Source organism: Euryarchaeota archaeon, assembly GCA_016207515.1.
In the GTDB taxonomy this organism is placed as follows: Archaea; Thermoplasmatota; SW-10-69-26; order JACQPN01; family JACQPN01; genus JACQPN01.
Window position 1 is genome coordinate 24,840 of sequence record JACQPN010000025.1, and the last position, 23,992, is coordinate 48,831.

At 64.0% G+C, this 23,992-nt stretch carries 6 protein-coding genes (1 of these 6 running past the window's edge); 1 reads left to right on the top strand and 5 read right to left on the bottom strand.

Annotation, left to right across the window (positions count from 1 at the left end; translation table 11 throughout):
- The 3 genes from HY556_11000 to HY556_11010 form a co-directional block, all read right to left on the bottom strand.
- Positions 1-6,720: the 5' portion of a hypothetical protein gene (locus HY556_11000; GenBank protein MBI4394301.1), read on the bottom strand. It extends 5,427 nt beyond the left edge of the window; only the first 6,720 of its 12,147 coding nucleotides appear in the window; its start codon is at positions 6,718-6,720; the stop codon falls past the left edge of the window.
- Positions 6,717-15,419 (bottom strand): hypothetical protein, encoded by an 8,703-nt coding sequence (locus tag HY556_11005; GenBank protein MBI4394302.1) that lies wholly within the window; start codon positions 15,417-15,419, stop codon positions 6,717-6,719. The genes HY556_11000 and HY556_11005 overlap by 4 nt, the downstream gene beginning before the upstream one ends.
- Positions 15,420-15,759: 340 nt before the next feature.
- Positions 15,760-18,003 carry a hypothetical protein gene (locus HY556_11010; protein MBI4394303.1) on the bottom strand — a complete coding sequence of 748 codons (2,244 nt, stop codon included), beginning with the start codon at positions 18,001-18,003 and terminating at the stop codon, positions 15,760-15,762.
- A 366-nt stretch (positions 18,004-18,369) separates the two neighbouring features.
- Between HY556_11010 and HY556_11015 the strand changes: the two genes are divergently transcribed.
- Positions 18,370-19,554: a hypothetical protein gene (locus HY556_11015; GenBank protein MBI4394304.1), complete on the top strand. Its 1,185-nt coding sequence runs from the start codon at positions 18,370-18,372 to the stop codon at positions 19,552-19,554.
- An 84-nt stretch (positions 19,555-19,638) separates the two neighbouring features.
- On the opposite strand, the gene HY556_11020 is transcribed toward HY556_11015, so the two are convergent.
- On the bottom strand, positions 19,639-21,708 hold the full coding sequence (locus tag HY556_11020) for a hypothetical protein (protein ID MBI4394305.1): 2,070 nt from the start codon (positions 21,706-21,708) through the stop codon (positions 19,639-19,641).
- 213 nt (positions 21,709-21,921) lie between these two features.
- Positions 21,922-23,991, bottom strand: coding sequence for a hypothetical protein (locus HY556_11025; GenBank protein ID MBI4394306.1), 2,070 nt, complete (start codon positions 23,989-23,991; stop codon positions 21,922-21,924).
- Position 23,992 lies beyond the last annotated feature (1 nt).

A 23,992-nucleotide genomic window follows, 5' to 3' on the forward strand; every position in this document is an offset into this window, starting at 1 on the left:
GATCGAGTTCAACGGGAGAAGGAGCACTGTGGAGGCGTTGGCGCCGAGGCTTGCGGTCGGTAGGCACGAGCCTGGGCAGGCCGTGACATTCATCACCCGAAGGTCCGCAAGGCTTCCAGCGAACAGGGGATATGTCCCGGTGCCGTTCGAGCCCACGTAGAGCATGCCGTTCCCGAACGCGTTCGCGATGGCGACACCAGGTGCCGTCGTGCATCCTAGGCTGCCGTCCACGTAAAGCTCGTAGCGGCCTTGAGGACTGTTGCGTTGCACCACCGCGTGGTGCCAATCGAGAGTCGAGCCGAACCCCGGCTGGGCGAGGACACCCGTCTTCGTGCATTGCGCCATGGCACCCGGCACGTCCACGTGGAGGAAGAGTGCGCCGGAGGCGAGACCAAGCCGCCAACTCTCGGCCCCCGCTCCGTCCGTCCGATTGAGTATGACGCCGTCCACGGCGTCCGCCTTGAACCATATCTGCGCGGCGAAAGACCCTGTGAAGTTCATTCCGGAGGCGTTCAGGGCGGATTGGTTTGAGACCCGTGCCTCGGCCCGGCCGCCGGCAAAGCGCAGGCCACCCGTCGAACCGACGTACGGTCCTTCCGCCGAGCCCCGCTCCTCGACGGTTCCCTTGATGACGCCGCTCATGGCGGCAGTACCGGCGCGGCCGGTCGAACCCGGGGCCACGCGCTGAAGCGCTTCGAAGCGGTAGAGGACGGCCGTCGACCAGTCTGGCGCGTAGATGTTCGCGACCCGTTTTCCACGGATCTCGCTCGTGAGCTTGAAAGTCGTGTCGGAGCTGAGGTTCATGTCGGTGATGCCTACGCCCTGCGGCGCTCCCCCGCTTACCCACGACTGGCTCCAGTTCGCCGCCTTCGCGTCCTCCCAACTCGAATAATCGACGGGGTCGCGGTAGAGCGTCAGGTGGCGCCCGTCCTTGTACTGGATGTAGACCTCGACGTCGTCGAAGGCCCACCCGTAGTTGGGGCCGACACCGTCCGTGTCGTTAAGACGCGGCGAAGGACCGGGGTTCGATTCGGTGAGCCCGCTCAACAACCGGTGCTCGAAGGTGAGGTTCACCATCCGGTCCTTCGTCTTCGAGAGGAAGTTCCTCGCCCCGTACTGGATGTCGTTGCCGAACGGCACCGTGAAGTCCCGTTCCGTCCAGTCCTGGTAGTTGTCGGAGTAGAACTTGGAACCCGACGTGGAATAGCCCATGGCGTCCACTTGCCGTAGGCGCGCGGCGCCGTTCGCGTCGAACTCCGTGTCCCAAAGGAACACGCGCACATCGTTCGGCGTAGAAGGACTCACGGCGTGCGTAGTGACGCCCAAGGCGCGCCAATCGCGGAAGCGGACCCGCAGTTGTCCCTCGTCGGTGCTTCCCAGGACCGCCGCCGGGTCGAGTTCGAAGCGGACGTTGAGGTCCTTCGTCGTGGACCACGCTCCCTCGGCCCTGTTTCGCGACGACGACGTGTGCGACGCGGACCAATTCACCGGGATCTGCTTGTCGCTGAAGAAGAAGCGGCCGCCGTCCGGCGCGCGGATGATCATCGTGGACTCGTTCCAATCGCCTTGGAGCCGCGTCTTGGTCGCGGCGTTGAAATCGTCCTGGAAAAGAAGCGCCGTCTCCTTGAGCACACTCGCCGTTCCGAGGTTGAAGAAGCTCTTCGTGACCTCGCCGCTTTGGCCGGTGAAAGCACCCTTCGCGGCCGAGAGGTCGGTCACAAGGGGGCTAGCGGAGGCGAGTTCGCCGGGGTAGCCTGTCGTCGGGCGCACGGCCTCCCAGTTGACGCCGTCGACGGACACCTCGACGCGTCCCCCGTCGTAGGCGGTTTCGAAGTCGTAGTAGTGGTCGAGCGAGAGGAAGAGGTTCCGCGCACTCACCGTGCTCAACGGGGTCGTGAGCGTGAGGTTGCCTTGCGCGTTGTCGAGGTAACCGTCGGCGCCGCCGAAGGACCAGCCTTCGCCCGGGTTGTGAGTACGGTTCCCGAGCGACCACGAGGGGTGCGTGGAGGAGAAAGCGGTCTTCACCGTCTCGCCTTCGGCCGGGACGAGGAGGTCGAAGACCGTGTAGCTGAAACCGCGGATGTCGTTACCCGCGTCATCGTCGAGCGGCACGCCGTCGAGCGTTTCGAGCCTGACTTTGAAGAATATCTTGTAGACGCCGGAGCGGGCCGGGACCCAGGCGTTGGGGAACACGAGTTCGACGGTCGCGCCCAAGGGCAACGCCTTGATCTCCCGCTCTATGGGGGCGATGTCCATGGCGCCGCTCTCGTCGAATATGCGTATCTCGAGGACGAGGCGTTCGCTAGCCTCGGCGGACGTGAAGTCAAGGGGAAGGGAACCGGTGTTCGAGACGTGGACCGTGAAGGTGCGCGGGCTTTCGATGCCACCGACGAACGGCGCGACCATCGCCTCGTCCGGAAGGGCTTCCGCGTCGGCCACACCCGCGTCCCGGATGTTGCGCACGGTGAGCTCTATCTTCTTTCTGTCGTTGAGGCAGTTCTCGTCGTCGTATGGTTCGGTCGCGTTCTCGAGGCGCGTCCACACGTTTATCGCGTAGACGCCCTCGTCTTGCGGCACCCACGCTTTCGAGAAGCCGAGCGTGTGGTTCTTGTTCGGGTCCTCGTCGCGTAGGCCCGGTATTGCGTCGGCCGCCGACGCGGCGGGAGTGCGCTGCATTATCGAATGGAACCCATCGGGGTCGTTCACCGGCACGTTACAAACGGGGTCCATCTCCGGGGGCGTTGGATTCGCCCTCGTGTCGATGGGCCAGACCTTCGTGCCGTTCGAGGCGAAGGTGACGTTGTAGTGGACGGCGACACCGCGTTGAGAGAATAGGCCGTTGTTGGCGATACGGGCGAAGACGAACTGCTCTATCCCCGTGCCGACGAGGCTTCCCGCCTGCGGGCTCACTATCTCTCCGATACCCACGTCGTTCGCGAGGACGCGTTCCAGGACGCGCACGTTGTCGATGAGCCAACCCTGGCCGCGAACGACCGCGCTCGAACCGCTGACTCCGTTCTGGATGACAGCGTGGAACTCCACGCTGATGCGTTTCCCGGCGTATTCCTTGAGGTCGAAACGGGCCTCGACCCAGCCGGCGGGGTCGCTCGTGAGGTTCTGGTCTACGGGTACACCGCTTCTCAGGACGAACGACGTGGAATTGTAGCTTTGGCCGCCGGTCTCGTTGATGAAACTGCCGGCGAGCTCAGTGTATGCCGGCATGAGCGGGTGGTCGCCGAGCGAAACGCCCGTCCCCGCGCCGCCGAGCGCCGACGAGAGGGTGCCACGGTACTGGTCGGGCGAGTCCGCCGCCGGGACGGCGATCTTGCGGTCGATGAGGCGACCGTCGGCATCGTACTCCGCGATCCACACCGTTCCCCCGTCAGAGTACTTCTTCGCGGTGCTGATGGCGCGGTCGAACGTGTAGTTGTGCTCGAAGACGAGCATCGGCTGCGAGGCGCCCGTGAGGTTGAAAAGGGGGCTTGCGAGGATCGAGTAGGTGCCTTTGAGCGGGTAGCTTCCGCCGGGGTCAGGCTCCCGGAACGAAAGGCCGAGGCACTTGTCGGAGTCGTAGCTCCACCCGTAGGTGCGCGCGAAGCGGAACGCACTCCGTTCGGTCTCCCCGGAATTGTTGGGGCTACCGCAGCGGGGGTCGATCTTCCAGAACGCGGTGTGGTTCTCGTACTGGTAGGCGCTCGTGGAGGCCAATATGGGCGCGTAGTCGCGCACGTGCCAACCGATTCCGGTGGTGGCGGTCTCCGGCCCGGCGTCCGCGCTCACCCCAGTTCCGAGGTCCGCCCGTATCGTGGCCAAGGCGCCGTTCGCGTTGTTCACATTCGTGAAGTTCAACGTGTCCTTGTTCGTCGTTTGGCGGGTAAAATTCCTCGCAAGCGCTGCGACCACGGGTTCCCGCTCCATGAGTAGTGTGCCCTGCGTGAAGGTCTCGGCGACGAGGAGCTGCACGTTATCGATCGTCCAGACACCCTCCGACGGTTCCCGCAAGGCGTCGCAAGCGACGGCCCTGTTGGTGTCGCCAGGTTGACAGATGGTCGCGGAGGTCCCTTCCCCATATTGGTCCGACAAGCGTCGAGGCGTGCTCCTGAAGTGGAAGACGAGAGACGCGTTGTGCCCGATGTAGCGTGAGACGTCCAACCGCTCCCGCGTCCACTGGTGGGAGGCGTTGTACTGGGCGAGGATGCGCGGGTCGGCGCTTGAGATGTTCACTTCGCCTACTTGTTCCACGGGTCCCGTGCCGGCGGTCTCGTTTGCCGTCTCGTTATCGATAGAGGTCTGGCCCGAGTATATCTCGACCCGGCCCTGCGAACGCCCTACTTCCGCGAAGTCGGAGGCCTCGCCCGTCCAATTGAACCCACCCGCGTGCCAGAAAGTGAGGTAGGCGCGCTGATAATCGGTGAGCTTCGTGAGGTCGAGGAACGCCATCACCTGGTAGTCGTCGAGTATGGACGAACTTCCCGCCTCACCATACGCCTTGGACTGTGTACTTGGCACCTTCTCGTCGTCGAGCGAGTAACGAGGCGTTTGTTCGTACTGGTCGAGGTCGCGCGCGGTCGCTTCGAGAGTGTACGGCGCGCTCACGGGCTCCGGCGGGATCTGCCTCACCATCGGCGTCTGGCCGATCGTGATGTTGTACTGCCCGAACACGTTCCAACCGTTTCCCATCCTCAAGTACTTCGAAGCGTCGCCGAAATCGGGGTCGCTGAGGCGGGACTCGAACTTCTCGGAGAAGTACGGCGCGGGGACAGACCTCACGTAGCTCAGGATCGGGACGCTGTCGAGGCCGTCGATGCCGCTCGTGAAGTTCGCCGTGAGCCTGAATATCCCGAGTTCCGGGTTCTCGGCACCCCACCTGAAAGTGCGCGTGACGCCGCCTGTTCCCGTCCCGAGCGAGAATATCGTCTGGTCGAACGGCACGTCGACGTTCGTCCCGTCGGTCGGCAAGACCTCGACAGGAGTTCCAATGGGCCTCGTGATGTCGAGGGGATCGACCTGTACGACGGTGAGGCGCGCCGTGCCGTGCTGGAGGACGTTCCCCGTATTCGTGAGCGTCAACGTGATGGTCTTGTCCGCGCGGGCGTTCGTGAGGACCGAGGTCTCCGGTTGCGTGAGGGCGAGGCGGATCCTGGGGACACCGCCGACGTTCTGGACTTTGAAGTCCACCGTGCCCTCGTTGTTCGACGCGAAAGCATCGGTCTCGCTCGCGTTGATGTCGTCGTAACCACGGCTCGCTTCGTTGGCCACGGCGACGCGCACTCGCAACCGGTAATCGCCCTCGACCGTCGGCGTGAAGAGCGTGTCGGAGCGCACGCGCGCCTCTTGCTGTGGATCGAGGAAAGGTGCTTCCACGGTCTCGCCGAAGACGACGAGTGTCCCCGTGCCGAGGCGTTCGACGGTGAAGTTCACGGTGACGTTGTCGGCGGAGAGGAAACCGTTGTTCTTGATGGTCGTCGAGAGGGCTATCGAGTGCCCGACGGGAGCGATGTCCGAACCCCTAGGCGCGTCGACGCTTCGAACGTACAGGTCTCGCGGCGGGACGGGGGCCGTGATGTTCACGTCGTCCACGAACCAACCGGTGCCGATGACGTAGGCCGCCTTCGAGACGACGTGGAAGCCAAGTTGCATCTCGGTGCCCGCGTACCTGTTGAGGATGAAGCGGCTCATCACCATGCCGCCGGATTCGCCAAGCCAGGCGTTTTGGGGAAGCCCTTTTTGTCCCACCCTTGCGGGGTCGGTGTAACCGCCTTCGTAGCGTCGCCCCTCGACGACGGCGGACGCATCGGTCCGCAGGCCGAGCGTCGGCTCGTCCGTGTCGTTCTGGGTGAAGGCATCGGGCTCCACGGGGCGCCACTCGCTCCACTTCCCGTCCTTAAGCACTCGCACTTCGAGGAAGGCGCCGTCACCGGCGGAGAGGTTGTACTTGTGGAAGAACGTGAGGTTGATCTGGCTCGCACCCGTGCGGTCCTGGACGGGGTTGTGCGTCCCCTGTTGACGGAACCTCGGGCTCAGGGGGAAGTCCGTCAGGGCCGTTTGCGACGTGAACGGCAACCAACCCGGAGAGAGAGCATCGAACGGGTCTGAAAGGCCTTGCGGGACCATGACGTAGTCAAGGTCCGACGGATCGGTGATGATGAGGTGCGAATTCGCCCTCGCGTCTTTGGCCCAGACGCCGTTTCCGCCAAAGACGGCGTCGAACGCCGTCTTGAGGCCCTGCCGGTTCTCGACCAACGTCTCGTTCTCGAACGGCTTGTCCGCGGAACCGCTCGCCCCGACGACGTAGCGGAGGTCGATGACGGGCGATACGAGGCGTGTGTCGACCCCCGGCTCGTAACTGCCGGACGGCCCCATGATGCCGGCACTTTGGTTGCCTGAGTTCACGGTGACGGGGTTGATGCCGCCGATGCGTATCTGGCTCGTGTCCACGTTCTGGACTACCCACGCGGGCGAGCCCCGTAGCGACTCCTCCGCGAAGGCGCGGGCCGCTAGCGACGCCGGGCCTTCGAAGTCCTCACGGTAGATGAGCATCCTCGGTGCGTAGCCGCTCGCGTTGCCGGCGGTTCCCGCCGTGAAGTTCTTCGCTTCCGTCGCATCCGTCAACGGGTCCCCGGTGGGCTCGAACTGAGCTGCCGCCGGGACGGGTGTCCCCGAGGCGATGAGGATGAATAGCGCTAGGAGCGCGAAGGCGCGGTCGCCCTTCCTCTTCACGGGACACGCCTCCTTGAAAAGACGGCCGCGGCGACCAAGGCGACGGCGAAGGCCACGGTCTCGAAGCCCGGCACGTTGTTGACCTTGAGCCCGGGAAGCGTTATCGAGTCGGTGCTTATCGACGAGGACACGGAGCCGACCACCGCGGGACCGCTTGAATCGTGGAACGCCGGGTAGCGGAGGCGCGAAAGCCCGTCGCCGCTAGCGAAGTGGAACGAGTGGGTGCCGGTGGAGAGGCGCGTCTCGTCGAGGTGGGTCGCGAGCGAGTATTTGACGCCGCTCCTGAACTCCACGGACTGTTCAGCTTTCCTCATGTCGTAAGGCTTTCCGTCGACGATCACGCGTATGAACGCCGGCGGGTCGTTGTCGAGGTCACGGTAGACCACGCTGAAAGTGAAGCTCGTCGCCCCGTCGCCGCTTTCCGGCGAGACCATGCCGGCCGACAAGGTCGGCGCCGTCGTCGCCTTCACGACCGCGGAGCGCGACGCGCTGCCGATGTTCCCGGCCCGGTCCTGGGCGACTATCCTGTAATAATAGGGCACGGCGGGAACCGCGCTGTCGTCGACGAAGTTCAGGCCCTCCGCGAAGGCGACGGTGACGAAGTTCCTGTTGTCCTCGGAACGCTGTACGAGGTAATGGCTCACGCCCACGTCGTCGGTGGCCGCCCTCCAGTTGAGGCGCACGAGACCGTTACGAAGGTCGCTCGCCCGAAGTTCACCAGGGACGCCCGGCGGGCTCTTGTCCTCGACGGTCGAGGCACCGCCGGCCCCGGCGCCGACGTTACCCACTTGGTCCGCGACGACGAGGCGCAGCGAGTAATCGGTGCCGGGCCGAAGACTTGCGAGCGTGATCCTGTGCGAGCGGGAGAGGATGTTGTCCTTGACCTCGCCGAGGAAGTCGGACCCGCCGGTCTCCGCGAAGCCGACGGCCGCCGTCGAGTACTCGTTGGTCCTCACGACGACGACCACGGAGGTGAATTCCCGCTTCTCGACGATGAAGTCCGTGACCTCGGGCGGTGTGGTGTCGACGATTATCGCGTCCTTGGTCGTGATGGAGTTGCCCGCATTGTCGCCGACGCGGAAGAAGACCACCTTCGACCCGTCGCCCTTCGGAAGCGGCCAGTTCAATGTGATGCCGTCCGCGATGTCCGGATTGTCGACGGGAAGCTCCACCCCGCCCTGGTTGAAAACACGGGCGGACGAAACGCCAGAGAGCGAATCGCTTGCGGAGAGGAAGAGCTTCACGCTCGAAGTCCCCGTGTGCGTGTCGCCCGCGTTGAGGACGGCCTTGAGCGTCGGGGGCGTCCGGTCTATCCTGATGGAGCCGACGGTCGCGGCCTCCGAATGGCCGGCCACGTCGATGGATTTGAAGAAAATGGGGGACTCGCCTTCGCGCGTGAACGCGAACGGCCCATCGTAACTCTTGAACGTGACGTTGTCGAGGCTGTAAAGCGTCGCCTCGACGCCGCTTCCAGCGTCCTTCGTCTCGAAACTCACGGTGACGGTGGAATTGCGCCAACTCGAAAGGTCTTGCGAGCCGGACACGTTCAAGGTGGTCGTGGGCGGCGAGTTGTCGATCGTGAAAACGGGGCTGTCGATGATGAGGGGCTTCGCTCCGTTGAGGCTGTTGTTCACGATGAGGCGGGCCACCGCCCGGGGCGTATCGGGGAAGCGCGCCGAGTCGAAGTTCGCGGCGCGTTCCACGGGCGGGAAGTCGTACGCGTTGAACCTCGGGCGTAGAGCATGCGGGAACGTGAGGCCGCCGTCCACCGAGAGGCGGACCTCGTATGTGACGAAGTTGTCCTCGACTATCTGGTCGAGGACGTAGAGGACCGTGGAGTCGCCTTCGAGTATCGCGCCTGCTTCCGGCGAGAGGATACGCGCCGAGATCACGGGGTTGGTCGCGAACTCGCGTAAGGCCGTCGTGTTCGAGTTTCCGACGACGTCCGTCGCCACGATGCGGTAAACGTACGTCGCTCCGGCCGATAGCGAAGTGAGTGTCACCGAGTGGATGGTGCCGTCCTCGTCGGTCTCAGCCTCGACCGGCACGAGGGTCTCCCCTCCAAGGGGTGCGAACTCGACTTTGGACGTGGAGGGCTCGCTCGTTGCCCACTTGATGATTACGCTCTGGTGCGTGAGCTCCGCGGGCGCTTCGCCGCCGATGACGGTCGGGGCCCTGAAGTCGAAGGCGGTCTGGCTGACTTTCGCGGGGCCGAGGTTCCCGGCGCGGTCCTCCGCCCTCATCTGGAACACGGCCACGTCCCCGTCGCCGACGCTCTCGCCCGCCTCCAACGCGTCAAAGAGCGTGGAATCGACCGAACTCGTGAAAGTCCGGTACTCCCGGATGGAGAAGGACGTCGCCCCCGACTTCTGTATCCCGTAGTAGAGGCGCGCTCCCACGGTGTCGGCGTGGCGATCGTCGAGTTCCCAAGTGACGCTCGTCGCCGTGGTGCCCGTGGAGACGGGCGATGAGAGGGTTTGGAGCGGTGGCACGGTCGTGTCGAGCGTCGTCGTGGCCTCCGTGTTCGCAAGACCGAACGGGTCGGGCGCTGCAAGGAAAGTCGCAAGGCCGCTTTCGACGTTGCCCGCCTGGTCGATGCCGAACGCGATGAACGAGTAACGGTGGAGGCCCTCCGATATGCCTTCGTAGACGAACGTGTCCGAGTATGCCTCGGTGTCGCCGGCCTTGCACCAATTGACGGACGCCGCCTGGTTCGCGTATTCAAGGTGGAGGTCGTTGCAGGTGCTGGTCGACCCCGCGTCCACGTCCATCTCCTTCACGTAGACGCGCGTCGTCTTGATGGGGCTCGCGCCCGCCACGAATGGGGCGAGGTCGCCGCTCAACTTCATGGTGATCGTGCCTGCCGGGGCGCTCGTGCCGTTCGCGTAGCAGACGCCGAGATAGGTGTGGCATGGGACGGTCAGGACACTGACCATCGGAGCGGTCTTGTCGGCGCGTAGGAGCGTCGTCGCAGCGGGGTCGTTGAGACGTCGCGCGCCGTCGACGGGCCTGTCCTTGAGGGCGACCGTGAGGACGTATTCGCCTTCGGGAAGGAACGTCCCATCCGTGAGTCTTCCGTCCCATTGGACGCTGAAATCGTCGAAACCGTCTTCCATGAACCGGTAGACGTCGAAGTAGCGCGTGGTGACGCGGACGGGGGAACCCTCCTCCTGGAACTCCGCGAGGACGATGTCGAGGTCGTCGCCTGAAAGCCTCACTTCGTACTCCGCCGGTTCGGAGGTGGTGGCGTTGAAGTAGAAGGTCGTCGAGCCCGGGTTGAGGTCCGTCACTTCGAACTCGGTTATCCTCGGGAGGTTGTTCACCGAGGCCTTGACGATCGATTCGCCCGGGTAGAGACCGTAACTGTCTCCCGTCGCCCTGTCGCCCGTGAAGCCCTTGAGGTACGCGAGTGCCGTCACGTTGTAAGTGAAGCACCCGAAGTTGTCGCACAATGAATCCGGGTAGAGGGGGGCGCCGACCTCCCGGTCGAGCGAGACGGCGAAGTCGTTTATCCTGAGGCCGATGGAGGTGTGGTTGTCGCCTCCCGCGGTGATCTTCGGGTAGGCGAACGTGGAAAGGTTCGTGCGCGCGTAGGCGGACGAGCCTATCGTCGAGTTGGCCCAGAAAGTGTAAGACTCGTCGCCGACGGCGATGAACTCCAGTTCGTGTTCCGTCGTTAGCGCCGCGTCGTGGACCGATGCCACCGTGCCGTCGTCGGTGACGTAGTGAACGGTCGAGTCGGACGCGAGTTCCGTCGTCCACGAGACCTTGATGACCGACGAGGCGAGCCTCAAGGTGCGCCACTCGAAGCCGTAGATGCCGGAGCTTCCGACGGGGCCCACGCGTAGATTCGCCGCCACCGGGACGCCCTCGACGAAGAAGTCGACGCGGTCGACGCGGCCCGTCCCCTCGGAAGCGGCGAGGAGGCCCTGCCCAGATGTGCCTGGGATGAAGTCGCTCATGCTCGTCGATTCAAGGAGCGTGATCGCGTAGGTCGTGTTCTCGCGGATGGATTTGGACGCCTCGCCGAGGGCACAGTCCTTCGCATCGCGGACGTACTGTATCCTACAGTCGTCGATGGCCCCGAGCGCGTGGTTGATGCCGTTCTTCACAACGAGGAACTTCGCCTTCGCGTCATCGTCGGGGATCTCCGTGGCGATCGCTTCAAGGACAATGTTAAGAGTGTCAAGGACGAGCTCGCCACCGCCAGGAGCGACAGACGGGCCCATGGGGACCACGGCGTTGTACAGGTCTTGAGGACCTGGCAAGGGTGCGAGCGACATGCCGAAACCGCGGCAGTTGACAAGTCCAACCGCCGTGTTGATGGCTGGATCGCCGATGGCTGCCACGTCGTCGCCGCCCACGGGGACATTCGAATTCCCTACGCTCCCGATGTTGTTCATGAGGACGCCGCCGCGGCTCGTGAGATCGTCGAATAGCGCACGCACGCGGTGCGCATCGTATGGCTCGGTCGGGAACGCGATGTCGTGGCGGTTGCCGTTGAGGCACTGCGCCGTCCTCTCAAGCGCCATCTGCGCCAACGCGTCGGAGTTCACGAGGATCGAGTGGAGACCGAAGTTCGCCTTCGCCCGGACGTTCACCGTGTCGGAGACTGAAAACGGTTCGGATCCCGTCGGCTCGATGATACGGACACTGGGAGAGAGAAGCACCGCGCGCGCGTGGCGTATCGCCGTCTCGCCGTCCGCCTGGACGAGAAGCCAATTCGCGTAGTGGTCGGGATTGTCGATGCCGCGGCCGAGGTCGTATTCCATGTCCACGCCTTTTCCGTCTGCGCATTGGCAGCGCCCGTCGCCCCCATCGGCCTTCCACTGCCAATCGTTCCTGTGATCGAAAGCTGCGAGCGTCGAATTGTAATTGTCCTGCGCGTAACCGTCGTCGATGAAAAGCCCGGCGCCGAATTCGGGGACCGCTTGACTGTTCTGCGTGCCGTTCAATTGGGAGCCAATCTGGTCGTTAAGGCCCCTACCATTCCGATAGTCTTGTCCAAACCGATACGGACTGGACCGGTTGTTTTGGGTACCGATGGTTGTCGAGTTGAAGAAGCCTTGCGACCGGGCGAGGGCGCGGTACGTGTCTTCGCCACCGCCATCGTAGAGGACGCCTCCCTCCACGGTGAGCGTCGCATGAACGGCGCCCTGGGATAGCTGCAGCGCCTCGTACGTGTCGGAACCGGATCGATCCATGAGTAGCCCGACACCACCCCAGTCGCCGAACCCTTGGGCCCTGCTCGCGTTCTGGTTCGCCTCATGAAGGATGAATCTGGAGACGTTCCTCGAAGTGTAGATGTCGTCGCCGCGTTCATCGACGAGCACGCCGATCCCGAAGACCGTGCCGGCACCCTCGCCGTATCCGCGGACGTTGTACGTGTCGCGTCCAAAGTCGGAGTCAGACGCGGAAAGGTCGAAGAGCATCCCGATGCCGCCGAGGCCGAAGCCGAGGTTTCCTATTATGCCCGACGTCGCCGAAAGGCCATACGTGTCGGATCCCGACACATCGATCGCCAAAGCAACAGGCGTAAAGAAACTATTCGTGGAGTTTACGAAGAAGTGTTCGCTTCCGCCCGTAACGGTCCCGACCTCGTCATATCGGGTCGTGTTCGTCGTGGCATTGAGTTCGATGATGGCGGTGCCGACCCTTCCAAGGTAGGTGTCCGACCCGCCGAGATCGACTTGAAGCACGTAACTCCCCGGAAGGACGGAATCGGCCTCCGTGGAAAGTTGGAACAGGCCGGGCGTGTCGACGTACAAGGCGAAGGAAATGTTATAGAATGAGGGCGTGGAAAGGCGTGGCTTGAAGTCGACCGTCTCCGTCGACTTACGTTGGACGTGGGCCCCATCAAGGCTCGTGGAGTCGTCGCGTTCGAGGTCCATGTCAAGGGCGATGCCACCGGCCCTGCTCCTATTGGCCGCCTCATAAAACTCGATCGGCTCGAGACCCGTGGTGGCGGCGCTGAACGAAGCGACTTCTGCCTCCATCGGTTGCACGTTGCCGCTGGTCCCGACGCCACCCGCCTCCGCTCGCGTGTTCGTCCTGAATCCTTCGTCATCGCCGGCGAAGTCGAGGACGACCCCAAGCGTCGGGTACCCGCGCCCGATCGTCGATATCCCGTCGCTCCAGAGGTACTTGTCGTCCCCCTCCTTCTCCAGTATCGCCGCGGTCCCGAAGATGCCGACCCCTATGCCGAACTCGCCAGAGTAGTACGTGTCGTTCCCACCCGCATCGTAGATGAGCGACGTGCCGCCGATGCGGGCGATGGACGTCCCGTTCTTCGGCGAGTAGTAATCGTCGTCTCCCGCGAGGTCGGCGATGATGCCGACGCCGATGTAGGAAGCGGCGGTCGAGTTCTGGAGGCCCGAGTACGAATCGTTGCCCGCGGCGTCGTAGAGGACACCGATGCCCGCGATCCCGGACCCGACGGTGTAGTTGCCCCCGGTCTCGTTGCGGTAGTTGTCGTTTCCGCCGAGATCGACGGCGAGGGCCGCCGTCGGCTGCACCTGCACGTATAATTCCGCCTGAGAGCCGGGCCGCGGCGGTCCGGCGCCGGGCATCTGGCGGTCATCGGGGCCGCGGCAGTACCCGATGTTGCCGTTGTTCAAGAGGATGTAGGTGTTGAAATCGTAGAGGTAACACAACGGGTTGTTCCCGAAGAGTCCGGGGAGGGGCCCGCCGCGGACCGTGTTGCTCCGGTTCCCATGCGCCGATTCGACGTAGTAACTCGACGTCATGTTCATGAGGAAAAGGACTTCGTTGTCCCCCGTCCCACCGATGTTGTTCACATAAGTGTCGTTCCCGCCCATGTCGAGGGTGAGGAAGTTGTACCCACCGGGGTTCACGGTGATGTTCGGGGGGTATGTCATGTTCTGGGTGACGAGCATCGTCCACGATCCGCCCGGGAGAAGTGCCGGGGGAGCGCTGAACGCGTCTATCCTGTTGACGGCGTCACGTAGCGACAGGGGCCCGATGCTGCCGTTGTATGCACCCAACGCGTCGTCGCGCCGGCCTAGCGGGACGAGGTAGTAGTTCACCTTCGCGTAGCGTTTGTCGAAACGGGTCTCGTTCTCGCCGCCCACGATGAAGAAGCCGTACGGGTCGTGGAAAATCACGTTGTTGGCGGGATCCACGACGCCTTGGCTGTTGAAATCAATCTCGTTTTCCTGGGGCGCGCCGTCGTTGTTCTCGTCGTCGTAAATGATGACCGCGAGCGTTTCGAGATCGACCTTGGAGGCGACGCTCGGCGACGTGAACTCGCGCTCGTAGACACCGTCACCGTTCGTGTCGATGCCGACCGTGCGCGTCCCGTTCGCGTTGCCGCGGTTCTGGATGAAGACGGTCGTGCACGGCACGCGTACGCGCGTGTTGTTCGCATCGTCCGGGTCTCCCGGGTTCGGCTGGTTCGGGGTCGTCCCGCCGGGGCAGACCGCGCCCGTCGGGTCGCCCGGGGGCGATGGCGGGCCGGAGGGGACACCGTCGGGATCGTCGACCCCTGGGACGATGTGGTTGTTAGTCGAGTATTCGGAGGCTCCAAGAAGCGTCGAGGCGGCCCGGGTGAGTGCTTCCAGGTCGACTCTTGAGACCAGGTCGGCAACACGCTGTATCGTGCGCGATTGATCTTCGGTCAATAGCTCCTTGGAGCCGCTTGCCGCCTCGACTTGAGGCGACACGCTCTTCAGCCAGGAGATGTCGTCCGGGGTCAATCGGGCGAACGCCTGGCGTTCGAGTTGCAATGCGTCGGTCAACGCGTTGATATTGACGCTCACCAGGTCCGCGGTCTTTTGCGGCACGGCCTGGTCGGCGATGAGGAGGGCGAGCCCGTCGTCGGGGTTCGCCGGGATGTACGCGGCCTTGTAGAAGTCAGCAATGGCCTTCGAGACGGGAGTGATGCGGGGTACGAAGGAGTAGGATGGGACGTTGCGGCCGCTCGAAGCGATGGTGAAGGCGTAGGCTTCGAGAGCACTCGTGGGCGAGTCCGTGATCGCCATTTCAAGCGGGTAGCTTGACGCCTGCACGGCGCGACGCGTCGTCGGATTCGAGGTGAGCAAAGCGCTCCACCCCTTGAGCGTCGGGGTCGCGGCCTCGACGGCGGAGTCCATGAGAAGTGCGGCCTCGTACGAGCGGGCGAGGTCCAAGCGCTTGAGAAGCGCCGAAGCCGCTGCATCGTCGAGTCCACCGTTTGCGAGGGAAACGAGTTGGTCGCCGGTGGCACCGCCCATCGCTTCCGTCTGCATCTTCGCCGCCTTCGAGGCGGAGACGACGATGAGCGCGAGTGCGCGTTGGAGGTTCGGGGGGAGTTCGGCGGCTTTGAGGAGTTCGGCGTCCGTCGGAGCGCTCCGACCGGTGGCCGACGAGAGGGCGAGGAGCGCCGGGACGAGTGGAAGGTCGCCGGAGACGTCCGGTAGAACTGGGTCGCGTGCGTCGAGGCCGCGAGCTATCGCGAGGCTCGTGAGGACGTTGCCGAGGCGCCAATCGTAATTGGCGAGTTTTGCAGCGCGTTGCGCGAGGACGTATGGGTCTTGCGAGGGCGCGATCTCGGTGAGGCGGATCGGTTCCGAAAGGGGAGTCTCGATGGCGGAGGCGGAGCCGAGTGGGCTGGAGAAGTCGAGGACAAGGATGGGCTGCATGAGAAGCAGCGCCACGATAAGTGTGGCAAGTACCTTTTTGACCCCGAGACGAAGCCTCATCCTGTCGCACTCACACCTGGACCCGGCTTAAATACCGGAAGCCGCCCTGACCAAGGGCAGGTAGGGTAAGAGTCCGACTCAATGGTATTAAGCGTTGCGTCGCACCTGTTGACCGGAGTTCCGCAAATACAGGCTTTCTTTCTGCAAGATTAGGCCTCTTCCATCGGCCAGATTTTCGTCAGAGTCTATCAATTTCGTCAACTTGACGGTCGATGGGTGGGCCAATTTGCGTACGCACGGCTGCACCCGGCAGACCTTTGGCGACCTACGTGGGCTTGAAGCATGCGACGCCACGCACCGCGGAGGGCCGTGGAAACGCCGCCAATCGCCCGAATTCCGCCTATTGGCGACGCGGGCGCCGGATGACCATGCCGGCCATCACGGCCGCGACCGCCGCGAGCACCGTTTCGAACCCCGGAGTAGGTGAATTCTCCGAGGCCGACTTTTGGACGGTGAACGTCCACGCGTGGGTCAGTTCGTTCCCTGCGAGGTCCTTCGCCGTCACGATGACTGCGTGGAGGCCGTCGGATAGTGCCGACGGGGGTTGGTAAGTCACCTCGGTCCCGGTTATCTTCGCCCCGTTGGTGACGTCACGCCCGTCGAGCGCGATCTTCACGTCGGCCGTCGATATACCTACGTCGTCCGAGTAGCGGGCCGTGATCTGAGGCCGACCCGTGGTCACCGTGGACTTGTCCTTGGGATCTACGCTGTTGAGGACGGGTCTCACCTCGTCCGGGAGGATCTCAAGACCGGTGCAGCGACGGACGTCGTCGGGGAACTTGTCCGAGTCGTTGGCGCACCCGTCGCCGTCGCGATCCATCGGGTTCGACTTCGCATCGCGCGGGTCGGACCCCGCGGCGATCTCTTCCGAGTCCTTGACGCCGTCATCGTCGAGATCGTGGTAGGCCGTGACCGCGACGACGTTGCTGTACTCGCCTATGACGCTTCCCGGTGTCACGCCGCGCACCCGGTAGTAGAACGTCCCGTCCGCCCGTTTGGTGAAGACGTGGTGGGCCGAGAAGTCGAAGTAGAGGAACCTCTGGTCGCCCGGGAAGTCCTCCGAATCCGACTCCTCCACCATCCAGCGCGAGAAGTCGCCGCCCGTGGTCCAGTGAAGCGTGATGTTCCCCGTGAGGCTACGATCCGTCGAGGCGTTGAGAACAGGCGTATGCACCGTCGCGGAATTGCTCACGTAGATCTGCACGATGACGGGTCGGGAGTGGAGACTGCCATCGAAACTCCGGAACGTGACGTTGTAGATGCCGTCCTTGAACGTCGTGGAATTGAACTCGTACGACCAATTGACGCTTCCCGGGACCGTCGGTACCACCGTCGCATTCACCCACGTCGAATTGTCGAACGATATCTCGATGGCCTCTACGGGGCTCCCGGTCTTTCCCGGCGAGGCCGAACCGTTGAAGAACAAAGTGCCCTTCGCGAGCGAGAAATTCGTAGGCCGGAGCACTTGCAGGTTCGGCCGTTGGAGCATCTCGACCGTGATGATGTAGCCGCCGCGCGCCCCCGTCAACGCGAACGTGCCGTTCGGCGCCCACGCCGCGTCCCACACGTCGATGACGCCCGTGAGGAGGCTGTTGTTCGCAAGTGTCGTCACGTTGTTCACGAAGACGATCTGGCGCAGCGCCGCGCCAGTGACGAGTGCTTCCGTGCCGTTTGTTCCGGGCCGGAACCTCCACGCGGTCCATCGCCCTTCGCCCTTCTCCATCTGGATGTAGCCGGCGCGCGCCACGTCGGGGAAGTACTTGAGTATCGTGCCGCCGATCGTGTCCTTTCCCACTATCAAGGCGTAGCTCCCGTCGGGAGCGAACGTGATGTCCTGCACCTCGTGCTTCTCGCCGCCGAGTCGTTCGGGGTCGTACTTCCCGTAGATGAGGCCGGTGAACTGGAGCTGCGGATCCGGGACGTCCGTGTACTTCACGAGCCAACCGAAGAAAGTGTCCCCGGCGTAGCGGATGTTCTCGGTGGCCGTGTACGTGTGCGCCATGTCGATGAGCGCGTAGGAGCCGTCCGGCGCCCAGGAGACGACGTTGCTGAAGTTCCCCGTCGACGAGAAAAGGAGCGTGAAGTCGTTGCCGTCGTACTTTAGAAGCGCGTTTCCGGTGAGGAGTGCGTAGGAGCCGTCGGGCTTGAAAGAGACGTGCCTCCCCGAGTAGGTCTCGGTGCCGAGGGCCCCCGTGGACCAGACGTTGCGGACGGCGCCGTTCTCGTACCTGTAGACGAGGTTCTTCTCGCCGACGATGAGCGCGTAGGAGCCGTCTGGGGCCCACTCGACGTCGATCAACGCCGGCCCCTCCTCGTTCAGGACGTAGTCGATGCCTGAATCCGTGTAACGCACGATGACGGAGCGCGACGCCGCGGTCTGGACGCCCTGGAGTTGGCCGCCGACGAGAAGCGCCTCGGACCCGTCGGGCCTGTAGGAAATCGCGTTGATGGTGGCGTTCACATCCGGCGGGATGGCGAACAGTCGCGCCGCGCCGACGCCGTCGTAACTGTCATGGGCCGTGGCCTCGGGAAGGACGGCGACGGCCACGGCGGATAGGACCAATAGGGCCAGCAAGAAACGCATGGTTCCGCCTTATCCCGAGCCGGGTTTTAATGGTTGCGACAAGAGGCCTCCTGGGCGCCGACGGACTGCCGGGACACATGGAGCGACGTAAGGCCGTCGCCGGCGCGTTCTCCGCTGCCGCGCTCCGCCCAAGCGACACGGGGCCTCGAAGGGACGCGACCGCGGCCTACACGGTTATGGTCTCACGAGGGGCGCGACGACTTGCGACCACGTTTCGCCGGACGTATCGTCCCCGACGGCGAGATCTCGATTCCCTTGGGTCCGTCGGGTAAAAGATGGACCGGTCGAAACGAGACCGACTGATCAAAACGGGAACGACCGCCTTGTGGAACGGTTAAATATGGCGGACCCAATCGCGCGTCCACAATGAGACCGTTGGCGATCCTCGTAGCGCTCCTCATGGTGTTCCCGACTTTCCAAGGCGAGGCCGAAGCCAAGGTCGAAACGACCTCCTACCTCGGCCTCGTCGAGAAATGGACGCTCGACGCGCGCTCCACGCTCAACGCCACGCGAGGAGAGATCCCCGCCTCGCTTTCCGCCCGCGTCACGACGATCCTCGACGACACCCGGACGGGGGCGGCGGAAGGGCGCTTGATAGGCGCCGTCGCATCCATCCCGGAGGCGTACTTCCTCATCGACGACGCGAGGCTCGAGCGCGCGGCCGCGAACGGCTCCGAGTACAGGAAGATGCTCCTCGCGTTTGCCGACTCCGAGCGGGCCGTGTACGAGTCGCGAGAGACCACCGTATCCTCGCGCGTTCTCGATCTCTGGCGGACGGTGCGCACGACGCCGGGCCTTGAGGCCGCCACCTACGCCGCGTGGCTCAACGCCGGGGCCCTCGACAGGGCCGGGGCGTTCGAGAAGGCGCGCGAGACGATCGCGAACGCACAGGGACTTCCAGTCCAGACCGACGTCGACGCATTGCTCTCCGCGAGCCACGGGGCGGCGCTCACCGCCGCGTTCGCGGCCGACGCCCTGGACTCGGCCGTCTCCGCCGATTCGAGCGGGGCCTCACTGGAGACGACGGCGAAGGCGAAGTTCGAGAAAGCGATCGGTGCTGCCATCGGGAACGCGTCGATCAGCGGCCCCAACGGCGGCCGCTACGTCGGGAAGGCGTACACCTCCTTCGGCGACGGCGACACGCTGACGGCCCTCGCGTGGTACATGATCTATTACCGGACGAACGAGAACGACGGGATCCAGTTCCAACTGCGAAACGGTTTCCGGGACGCGGAGTCGACGAAGACCGAACTGGCGAACCTCGTGGCGGAGGAGAAGGGCCTTCAAGCGGCACGCGACGCCGGCGTCTCCGGTGTGTTCCAGACGGATGCGTTGGCGACCGCAAAGTACTGGCTCGCGGTCGAAAGGCCCCCGAACCTGGCGCTCGTGGACTCGCTCGCGGGGGTACGCACCAGTTCGCGGCTTTCCGATCTCTATGTCACGGCGTCGCCGCAATCGTTTCTCAACGCCGTAAGCCCCGAGAGCGCGACGATCGTTGTCGCCCTCGCGGTGGTTGCGACCGCAGGCGTGGTCCTACTTCGAAAGCCGTGAACCCAGGATCCGTGTTTGACCGTGGGAAGGACCGGTCAGGAGCAGACGCCGGGAAGGGCATCGGGGCCGTCGGCAGGAAGCGCGTCACACGATGACGCTGTACTCGTCGACATCGATGACGGTCTCGTCCAGGAAGAAAACGTCCGGTTCCCCGTGCTCGATGGCGACCGTGACGTTCTTCGCCATCGCCGTCGCCCGCACGTTGTAAGTGAGGCTCCCCTGCCCGAAGGCCACGTAATCCCTGCCCAGCATGAGGCCACTCGTGGCGGCCGTCCCCGCGATGCATTCGAGTGGCAACTCCACAGGGCCGCTGATGACGAGTTGCACGGTGTCTCGCCCGCTCGTGAACGCTCCCCCGATGGTCTCGAACTGCACGAACCGGAGTAGGCCGCCGGGCCATTGGCCATCGGTGCCGACGGGCTCGAGAACGAGTGACAGGCGGCCTTGGTTTCCGACGCAGAGGCCCCGGAACTCGCTTCCGGCGTCGTTCGGGTCGTTGTCATCGTAATCGTTCGGGTCTTGCGTCGGCGAAACGCCCTCGAAGTACGGGTCATCAGGACCCGCGACGGTGCCGGTCACGTCGCCGATCCACAAGTCGGCGTTCTTGTCGAACCATTGCCCGAGGTTTCCCCTGAAATCGTAGAGGTGGCCCGGCGTCATCGTCTTGTCAGTGTGTCTTCCGGCCTTCGCCGATGGGACGTTGTCGCCGATGAAGACCGGACCGTAAGCCCCCCCGGTGAACGGTCGGCAAGCGCACACGGCAGAGTACGCCTGGACGTCGAGCCACAGGCGCCAATCCGTCTGGAAGACGTTGTAGAGATTGCAAGCGCCTCGCGGTTGTGCGATCGAATCGCTCGAACAGCTGCCGGAGAACGCGTCGCCACCGTAGATCGCCCCGCTGTAAGCGTCATCGGGGTGGTTCGGCTCATGCTCCGCCGGAGGAAGCGCCTTGTTCACCACTTCCGGCGCCGGCTTCACCTCGCCCTCCCGCGCCGGCAAGACCACGTCCATCAGCGGCTTCACGGCCGCACACGTGTCCACGCACCAATCCTCGTTCGCGGAAGCGATGGCGCCGCGCGAATCCTCCGACAACCCCTCATAAAGGTCTGCGACGGTCGGGTTCACCGAATCATAAGCGTCGACGTCGACGAAGATGGCTTGCGCGATGTCGTACTGTTGCTCGATGAACGGGTCCCTGCCGACCCCGTCGGCGAACGCCGCGACGACGACCACCGTTTCTCTGAGCATCGCGTTGTCCGCGAAGACGGTTGCGAACCCGTTGCCGCCCACCCACATGGTGTTTCCCGGGCACCCGGCCGGGAACGTCGTGTCCGTCCCCCCGGCCGCGTTGCCGTTCGAACGGTCGTCCAGGGAGAAATCGGATCGCTCGTTACGCGACCCTTCCCCGCCGTTGTCCGATTGTGCCGTCTCGCCCGTCGGGTCCCTTGTCGTCAACTGGTCGGGGTCCTGCGGGCTTTGGTCGTCCGGGTCGTCGTAGACGACGAAGCCCGGCCACGCGTACGCGTCGGGCCAATCGGCCAGGAAACCCGTATGGTTACCGGGGACTATCCACGCAGCCAATTCGTACCTGTTCTTCTCGTTCGAGGCAGCGCCTCTCCAATGGAACTCGTCTGTGGCTGGATCATAGCCCGGTTCCGATGGGCAGGTCTCATCGATCACGTCGTCGCCGTCGAGGTCGTCGAAGTCGCCGAACCACGCCATGAGCCCGTTTGCGCCGGGGTAAATGAACTGGGCCGTGGAGCCGGACAAGAGCCGCCAATACGCGTTCGCGTGCACGTACGGGCCCGCGGGGCCCGCGGCGTAGTAGATCACGGCGTCGAGGAACTTGTTGCCGTTCCCGAGGTCAGACCGCGTCGCCTCCGCGTCGCCTCTGCCGTCGCCGTCGAAGTCTATCGTCCTGTCGATCGAGGGGTCCGCGGCGGCCGTGAGGACCGCTGTCGTGAAGCGGTTATCGGGCTCGAAGGTCGCGCCCTGTTCGGAGTCGACGAGCGCCGTGTAACGGTGATGCGCTTCCACCGGGGAAGCGAACGTGACGAGGAGCAGCAGGCACGCTGCCCCTGCCGCCATCCCTAGTCTCGACCGTGCCCTAGCCCGCAACGTCTCGCCTCCATGCTCCGCCGGCCGCCAACCCATAAAAGAATCCCCTCCGGCCGCGCGACGCGAGGCAAAGAGCCATCGGCCCACTTAAGCGTTTTCCGGGGAATGTATGAGCGTCCCGACGTTACCACGGGAAAGGACTGCGCGTGTCTTACGAGTTTCTAAGGCATATGCTGTCCCGAAAAGAAACTGGAAAAAAGGAAGCCGGGGCGTCGATGACGCGCCCCGGCGATCTTGGCTTCTATCGCGCTACTGGACCATGCTGTAGACGTCGACGTCCACGACGCTCTCCGTCACGTCGTTACCAGCCGCGTTCTTCACCGTGATGTCAGTGGCCGAGAACGTCACGGTCACTTCGAAGCTGACGCTTCCCTGGAGGAAGGCTATGTAATCCCTTCCGACCCAGTTACCGGAGGTCGTCGCCGTGCCCGAGATGCACTCTACGGGCAGGTCGATGGGTCCCGAGTCGATCTTCTCAACAGTTTGGCGCCCGTTCACGAACGCGAACCCTACGCGCTCGAAGTCGTTGAAGCGCACAACGCCCGCGCCCCAGCTTCCACCGGGGGCCGAGGATACGAGCCTCAACGTCAACTTCGGGTCGTTCGTCCCGGTGCAAAGGCCGCGGAACTCGGAGGGGAGCTGGACCGGATCGTTGTCCCCGTAGTTGTTCGGGTCTTCGTTCACGCCGGCCACGCTTTGTCCGGTCGCGACATCGTAGATCGTCGTCCGGTAGGGTTGCGCGGAAGACCTTTGCGTGTTGTCTGCCAATCGGCCGATCCACGTGTCCGCGTTCTTGTCAAGCCATTGGCCGACGTTTCCAGTGAAGTCGTAAAGGCTTCCAGGCGTGAACGTCTTGTCCGAGTATCGGCCCGAGTGGGACGACGGCACGTTCTGGCCGATGAAGTTAGGCCCGTAGATACCGGCCGCGAAGGTCCCGCACGTGCACATCGAGGCGAATTCGGTCGAGTCGACCCACAGATGCCAATCGCTCTGATAACCGCCGTAACTGTTGCAGCTTCCGCGCGGCTGGGCCACCGAGTCGGTGGCGCAGGTGCCGGCGAAGGCCGAACCGTTGTAGGTCGCGTTGCAGCTCAAGGCGGACGCCGTTCCGCACGAGTAGCGGTCGAACGGCGTGTTCGGCTCGTGCTCGTTCGGAGCGAAGAGCTTACCGTTCGCTGCGGCCACTTCATCGTTCTTCACCGTTGCGCCTCCGTTGAAGACGACGTCCATTACGGGCTTCGCCTCGGGGCTGACGATCGCGCTGACGTTCTGGCCGGTCCACTGCGTCGTATCCCGAGACGTGGCCGAGAGGCCCTCGTAGAGGTCGCGCACCGTCGGATTGATCGTCGAGTAGTGGTCGACATCCGTGTAGACGGCGGATTCGAGATTGTAGCCCTGCTCGACGATCTGATTCTTGCCCACACCGTCTGCGAAGACTCCCACGACGATGACCGTGTCCCTGATGAGGGTGTTGTCACCGTAGTTCGTGTTGAAACCGTTCCCCATGACCCAGAATGTGTTAGCCGGGCAACCTGACGGGAAAGCCGTGTTCGCAGCCCCGCCAGAGGCACCGCTTGAGCGGTCGTCCATCGAGGAGTCGGGGCGCATGTTGGACTCACCCTCATCGGTCCCGGTCCCGACCTGCCTCGGATCTGTGGGTGAGTCGTCGGCCGGATCATCGTAAACGGTGGCGCCGCCGAAAGCCCAAACGTCGGGGTTGTCGCCGACGAACCCCGTGTGGTTCCCCGGTATTATCCACGTTTGCATGTCGAACTTGCCGAACTCGCCGGTCGCGGCTCCGCGCCAGCTGAACTCGTCGGTGGCCGCGTTGTAGTCCGGCGCCCCGGGGCACGTGTCGTCGATCGTGCCGTCGCCGTCGAGGTCGTCGAACTCGCCGAACCACGCCATGAGGCCGTCCGAGTTCGGGTAGATGTAACTGTTCGAGTGGCCTGCGATGTTCCGCAGGTAGCCGTTCACATGTACGTAGGACGCTGCCTGGCCGGGCCCATAGTAGAGCACGGCGTCGAGCATCGTGTTGCCGTTGCCGAGGTCGGCCACGGTCGCGGCAGAGTCGGCCACACTGTCGCCGTCCGTGTCGATGACGGCGTTGACGACCGGGTTGGCGCCGTCAGCGGCGGACGTCTTCAGGCGGTCCGTCGACGCGAAATCAGGCTCGAAAGTGTCGCCCGTCTGCGGGTCGACGAGCGCTGTATAGCGGTGTGATGCGCCCGCCAGCGGCATTAGGGCGGAGCCCGCAAAGAGCAGGACCCCGGTGATCGCGAGAATTGCCTTCCGTTTTGATTTGCTCAGCCTCGACATC

Excerpts from the sequence above, each read along its gene's own strand:
- HY556_11015 (MBI4394304.1), top strand. The coding sequence starts at position 18,370 with ATGAGACCGTTGGCGATCCTCGTAGCGCTCCTCATGGTGTTCCCGACT.
- HY556_11005 (MBI4394302.1), bottom strand. The coding sequence starts at position 15,419 with ATGAGGCTTCGTCTCGGGGTCAAAAAGGTACTTGCCACACTTATCGTG.
- HY556_11010 (MBI4394303.1), bottom strand. The coding sequence starts at position 18,003 with ATGCGTTTCTTGCTGGCCCTATTGGTCCTATCCGCCGTGGCCGTCGCC.
- HY556_11025 (MBI4394306.1), bottom strand. The coding sequence starts at position 23,991 with ATGTCGAGGCTGAGCAAATCAAAACGGAAGGCAATTCTCGCGATCACC.
- HY556_11020 (MBI4394305.1), bottom strand. The coding sequence starts at position 21,708 with ATGGGTTGGCGGCCGGCGGAGCATGGAGGCGAGACGTTGCGGGCTAGG.